Raw genomic sequence first — 5,258 nt, 5'->3', positions numbered from 1 at the left:
GGGCGGAGGGGGTGGTGGTGGACGGCTCGGTCATGTTGTGCTGCGGCAGGCTGCGGCCATTATCGGGCCCATGGTGGCGCGGACTGGCGCGCGCTACCATCGCGGGCACAGGATGCCGCCATGGCCTACACCCTCTCTTCCCTCCACAGCGATGCCGCCGCGCAAGACGGCGCGGCCGATGCCACCGATACCGCCTTCGCGCCGCACAGCTCGGTGCGCAGCTACAGCGGCGAGCACCAGGCCCATGCCCACGGCCATGCGCAGATCCTCTATGCCCTGCAGGGCCGCATGGAGCTGGAGGTGGGCGGGCGCAGCGCCTTTGTGGACGCCGTCAGCGGCATGCTCATCCCCGCCGGCGTGGACCACGGCTACCTGGCGGCGCCGCGCTCGCGCGTGTTCGTCATCGATGCGCCCAGCGGCCCGGGGCTGGACCGGATGCGGCGCTTTTCCGTGCCGCCCGCCCTGCGCGGCCGGGAGTCGGAAGGCCCGGCCACAGAGCAGCTGGCCCAGGTGCTGCAGGCGCCCGGCCTGCTGGCGCGCCGGGGGCTGGACCTGCAGCAACTGACCACGAGCGTACAGGCCGCATTGCACGAGGACTGGCCCACGGCCCGGCTGGCCGCCCTGTGCCATATGAGCGCCCAGCGCTTTCACGCGCGCTTCGTGGAGCTGGCGGGCCAGCCGCCCCAGGCCTGGCTGCGCGGCCTGCGCCTGGATGCGGCCGAGCGCGGGCTGGCGCGGGGCCTGCCCCTGGAGGCCACGGCGCTGCGCTGCGGATATGCCTCGGCCAGCGCGCTGGCCTATGCGCTGCGGCGCGACCGGGGCGTGACGGCGCGGCAGCTGCGCGGCTAGCCCGTTCACAGTCTTGCGGACTACGAGCGTTTCTCGACAAATGCCCGGCCGCGCCAGGCGCAACATGGCGCCATGGTTCGCAATTCTTCCGCTTCTTCCTCCGCCGTCGGCATCGCCTTCGTTTCGGTGGCTGCCGTGCTCTGGGGCACGACGGGCACGGCGCAAAGCCTGGGCGCAGGCGGGCTGTCGCCGTTCTGGGTGGGCGCCGCGCAGCTGGCGGTTTCCAGCCTGTTTCTGGGGGCGCTGCTGGCGGTTTCCCATCGGAGGCTGCGCGGGCGGGCCGGGCAGGGCGGGGCGCGCGTCCAGCCTCTGCTGCCCAACCCGGTGCACCTGGGACTGCGCCCGGCCTGGTTCCTGCTGGCATCCATGGGAATCGGCGGCTACAGCATCTTCTTCTACGAGGGCGTGACGCTCACGGGCGTGGCCGTGGGCACGGCCGTGGCCATTGGCAGCGGCCCCATCTGGGCCGGGCTGATGCAGGCGCTGGTGCTGCGCGCGCCCCTGTCGGCCCTGTGGTGGGCCGGCACGCTGGTGAGCGTGGCGGGAGGCGCGGCCATGGTGATGGCCCGGGGCGGCGCCACGCTGTCCTGGAGCGGCCTGGCCCTGTGCCTGCTGGCGGGGCTGTCGTACGCGGGCTATGCGCTGATCAACAAGCGCCTGGTCACCCACATGTCGCCGCGCGTGGTGAATTTCTATGTCTTCACCGGGGCGGCCTGCATGGCGGTGCCGATTGCGCTGGTGCAAAGCGGCCTGCCGCAGTGGAGCCTGGCGGCCGTGCTGGTGGTGGTCTACCTGGGCGTGGTGGTGTCGGGCCTGGCGCACATGCTGTTTTCCATCGGGCTGCGCAGCATCTCCGGCCCCACGGGCGTGACGCTGAGCCTGATCGAGCCCGTGGCGGCCTTCGTGCTGGCGGTGTGGGTCGTGGGCGAGCGGCAGCCGCTGCAATCGTGGCTGGGGCTGCTGGCCGTGCTGGCCGGGCTGATGCTGGTGATCGGCGCCGAGATGCGCTCGCAGCGGGCCGTGATGGCCGCGCAGATGGCGTGACTCTTTGTAGGCCGGCGCCGCTCTTCACGATGCGCTGTTCTCCGCATGTTGCAGGCATACATGGCCGCTAGACTTGGCGGCATGCAGCAGCCATCCCATCTCTCTTCCGAATCCTGTGCCCCGTCCGCCTGGGGCTGTGCCTGCGCGCCCTGGCGCGCGCGTCGCGGTTTCTTGCTGGCCGGCAGCGCGGCGGCCCTGGGCCTGGCCGCGGCGCCGGTGGCGGCCCAGGTGCAGGTGGGCGGTGCCTCGGGCCTGCGCAAGCTGGTGCCGGCCGAGACGCTGGAAGGCGCCGCCACCGACCAGTACCAGCAACTGCTGGCCAAGGCCCGCGCCCAGGGCGCACTGGCCGGCGACAGCAACCCGCAGCTGCTGCGGCTGCGCGCCATCGCCCGGCGGCTGATCCCCTACACCGCGCAATGGAATCCGCGCGCCAATGCCTGGCGCTGGGAGGTGAATCTGATCGGCAGCAAGGAGATCAATGCCTTTTGCATGCCGGGCGGCAAGATCGCCTTCTACACGGGCATCATCGACCAACTGCAGCTGACCGACGACGAGATCGCCATGATCATGGGCCACGAAATGGCCCATGCGCTGCGCGAGCACTCGCGCGAGCAGCTGGCCAAGAACCAGGCCACCAGCATCGGCATCTCGCTGGGCGCCCAATTGCTGGGCCTGGGCGACCTGGGCAATGCGGCGGCCCGCCTGGGCGGCCAGTTGCTGTCGCTGAAATTCAGCCGGGGCGATGAGAGCGAGGCCGACCTCGTGGGCCTGGAGCTGGCCGCGCGCGCCGGCTACAACCCCCAGGCCTCGGTCTCGCTGTGGCGCAAGATGGGCCAGGCCACGGGCGACCGCGGCGGCCTGGAATTCCTGTCCACCCACCCCGCAGGCCCCGAGCGCATCCGCGAGCTGGAGCGCAACATCCCGCGCGTGGAAGGCCTCTACGAGGCCGCACGGCGCGGGTAGGCAGCCGCCTTCAGGCGGCGGCTTTTTGCTTGGGTTGATAGCCCATCACGGCTTTCACTTCAAGGTACTCCTTGAAGCCGTGCTCGCCCCATTCCCGGCCCGTGCCCGACTGCTTGTAGCCACCGAACGGCGCGCCGAAGTCCGGTCCTGCACCGTTGAGGTGGACCATGCCGGTGCGCAGGCGCGAGGCCACGCGGCGTGCGCGCTCCAGGCTGCCTGACTGCACATAGCCCGACAGGCCGTAGGGCGTGTCGTTGGCCTGGGCGATGGCCTCCTCCTCCGTGTCGTAGGGCAGGATGACCAGCACGGGGCCGAAGATCTCCTCGCGCGCAATGGTCATGTCGTTGCGCACGTCGGCAAACACCGTGGGCCGCACGAAGTAGCCGCGCGCAAGGCCCTCGGGGCGGCCCGTGCCGCCGGCCACCAGGGTGGCGCCTTCGGCGATGCCGGCCTCGATCAGGCCCTGGATCTTGCGGAACTGCGCCTCGCTGACCACGGGGCCCATGTGCATGGCGCCCGTGTCGGCCAGTGCATCGCCCACCTTCATGCCTTCGGCAGCGGCCTTGGCCGCGGCCACGGCGCGCGCATGCAGGGCGCGCGGCACGAACATGCGCGTGGGCGCGTTGCAGCTCTGACCGGAGTTGGTGAAGCAGGCGTTCACGCCCTGGGTCACGGCCTTTTCGATGTCGGCGTCGTCCAGCACGATGTTGGCCGACTTGCCGCCCAGCTCCTGGGTCACGCGCTTGACGGTATCGGCCGAGGCCTTGGCCACGGCAATGCCCGCGCGCGTGGAGCCGGTGAAGGTCATCATGTCGATGCCGGGGTGCACGGACATGGCCTCGCCCACCGAGGGGCCGTCGCCGTTGACCAGGTTGAACACGCCGGCCGGCACGCCCGCTTCGTGCAGGATCTCGGCCACCAGGATGGCATTGAGCGGCGCGATCTCCGAGGGCTTGAGCACCATGGTGCAGCCCGCCGCCAGGGCCGGTGCCACCTTGCACATGATCTGGTTGATGGGCCAGTTCCAGGGCGTGATCATGCCGACCACGCCCACGGGCTCATGCACGATGCCGGTGGTGCCGCGCACGCTCTCGAACTCGAATTCCCTGAGCACCTGCAGGGTCTGCTTCAGGTGCCCTGCGCCCACGGTGGCCTGGGCCGCGCGCGACAGCCACAGCGGCGCGCCCATCTCCAGCGAGATGGTCTGCGCCACCTCGTCGATGCGGCGCATGTAGACCGCCAGCACCTTGTCCAGCAGGGCCAGCCGCTCGTCGCGCGTGGTCTGCGAGAAGCCGTCGAACGCGCGGCGTGCGGCGGCCACGGCTGCATCGACATCGGCGGCCGAGCCCATGCTGATGCGGGCCGCCACCTCCTCGGTGGACGGATTGATCACATCCAGCGTGCGCGGCACGGCCGGGGGAACCCATTGGCCGTCGATATAGAACTGCAGGTGCTCTTGCGTGCTCATGAAGCTGTCTCCGTGTCTCGTTGTCATTGGGTGGAAGGGGTGTCGAAGGTGACGCGCTGGTTCACGCGGTAGTGGGGCCAGTAGTCGGCCACAGCATAGTGCTGCGTGCTGCGGTTGTCCCAGATGGCGATGCCGCCCGCGTCCCATTGATGATGCACCATGAACTCCGGCTTCTTCAGCCAGTCCAGCAGGAAGGCGAGCACGCCGCGCGCCTCGTGTCGGTCCACGCCCGTGATGTGGCGCGTGAAATCGGCATTGACGAAGATGCACTTGCGGCCTGAATCGGGGTTGGTGCGCACCACGGGATGCGTCACGGGCTTGAACTGGCGCAGCGCCTCGAACAGCGCCTCCTCGCCCTTGCGGCCCAGGTATTCCCGGAAGCCCGATTCCTCCCAGGTATGGACCGCCTGCAGGCCTTCCAGGTACTGCTGCATGCCGGGCGAGAGCCAGTCATAGGCCTTGCTGGTGCTGGTCCAGCAGGTGTTGCCGCCGGCCGGCGGCGTGGTCACGATCTGGATCACGGTGCCCAGCGGCGGCTGCTGCTTCCAGCTGATGTCGGTGTGCCAGTTGTCTATGGCGGGCGGGCGGTCCTTGTCGGAGATGATCATCTCCACGTCGGGCATGCCGCTCTTGCGCTCGAAGTACGAGCCCTTGGACAGCGGGCCGAACACCTGCGCCAGCGCCACATGCTGCTCGGCCGTGATGGCCTGGGGCCGGAAGAAGATGACCTCGAAGTCGTACAGGGCCTGTCGCAGTTCCGCCTGCACCTCGGGGGACAGGGGGCGGGTCAGGTCCACGCCCTCGATCCAGGCCGCGAAGTTGGGCATGCGCGGCACGGGGCGGATGTGGTGGTAGCGGGCGTCGATGTCGATCAGCTGCATGGGGGCGGCATTGGCCATGGGGTACTCCTTGAAGGAACGGATGGGAGGGGAGG

At 70.0% G+C, this 5,258-nt stretch carries 5 protein-coding genes; 3 read left to right on the top strand and 2 right to left on the bottom strand.

Annotated features, from left to right (window positions below):
* Positions 1-120 precede the first annotated feature (120 nt).
* The 3 genes from GRX31_RS30155 to GRX31_RS30145 all read left to right on the top strand — a co-directional run bounded on the left by GRX31_RS30155 (position 121) and on the right by GRX31_RS30145 (position 2,856).
* Positions 121-849 (top strand): helix-turn-helix domain-containing protein, encoded by a 729-nt coding sequence (locus GRX31_RS30155; protein WP_047326943.1) that lies wholly within the window; start codon positions 121-123, stop codon positions 847-849.
* A gap of 72 nt (positions 850-921) precedes the next feature.
* The gene (locus GRX31_RS30150; protein ID WP_160856219.1) at positions 922-1,893 is read left to right on the top strand and encodes a DMT family transporter; all 972 of its coding nucleotides are present in this window, start codon (positions 922-924) and stop codon (positions 1,891-1,893) included.
* A 60-nt stretch (positions 1,894-1,953) separates the two neighbouring features.
* Positions 1,954-2,856 carry a M48 family metallopeptidase gene (locus GRX31_RS30145; protein WP_074922583.1) on the top strand — a complete coding sequence of 301 codons (903 nt, stop codon included), beginning with the start codon at positions 1,954-1,956 and terminating at the stop codon, positions 2,854-2,856.
* A gap of 10 nt (positions 2,857-2,866) precedes the next feature.
* Here GRX31_RS30145 and GRX31_RS30140 read toward each other — a convergent pair whose 3' ends face one another.
* Positions 2,867-4,324: an aldehyde dehydrogenase family protein gene (locus GRX31_RS30140; RefSeq protein ID WP_016453608.1), complete on the bottom strand. Its 1,458-nt coding sequence runs from the start codon at positions 4,322-4,324 to the stop codon at positions 2,867-2,869.
* Between the two features lie 23 nt (positions 4,325-4,347).
* Positions 4,348-5,258 (bottom strand): TauD/TfdA dioxygenase family protein (locus GRX31_RS30135; RefSeq protein WP_237426834.1); only part of this gene is annotated, 911 nt, incomplete at its 5' end.

Source organism: Delftia sp. CH05, assembly GCF_009827015.1.
Taxonomy (GTDB): Bacteria; Pseudomonadota; Gammaproteobacteria; order Burkholderiales; family Burkholderiaceae_C; genus Comamonas; species Comamonas tsuruhatensis.
The sequence above is the reverse complement of the archived record's forward strand: the minus strand, read 5'-3'. Positions and strand labels throughout refer to the sequence as shown.

What these genes read in the sequence shown, in the direction of transcription:
- GRX31_RS30155 (WP_047326943.1), top strand. Translation starts at nt 121, where the DNA reads ATGGCCTACACCCTCTCTTCCCTCCACAGCGATGCCGCCGCGCAAGAC.
- GRX31_RS30150 (WP_160856219.1), top strand. Translation starts at nt 922, where the DNA reads ATGGTTCGCAATTCTTCCGCTTCTTCCTCCGCCGTCGGCATCGCCTTC.
- GRX31_RS30145 (WP_074922583.1), top strand. Translation starts at nt 1,954, where the DNA reads ATGGCCGCTAGACTTGGCGGCATGCAGCAGCCATCCCATCTCTCTTCC.
- GRX31_RS30140 (WP_016453608.1), bottom strand. Translation starts at nt 4,324, where the DNA reads ATGAGCACGCAAGAGCACCTGCAGTTCTATATCGACGGCCAATGGGTT.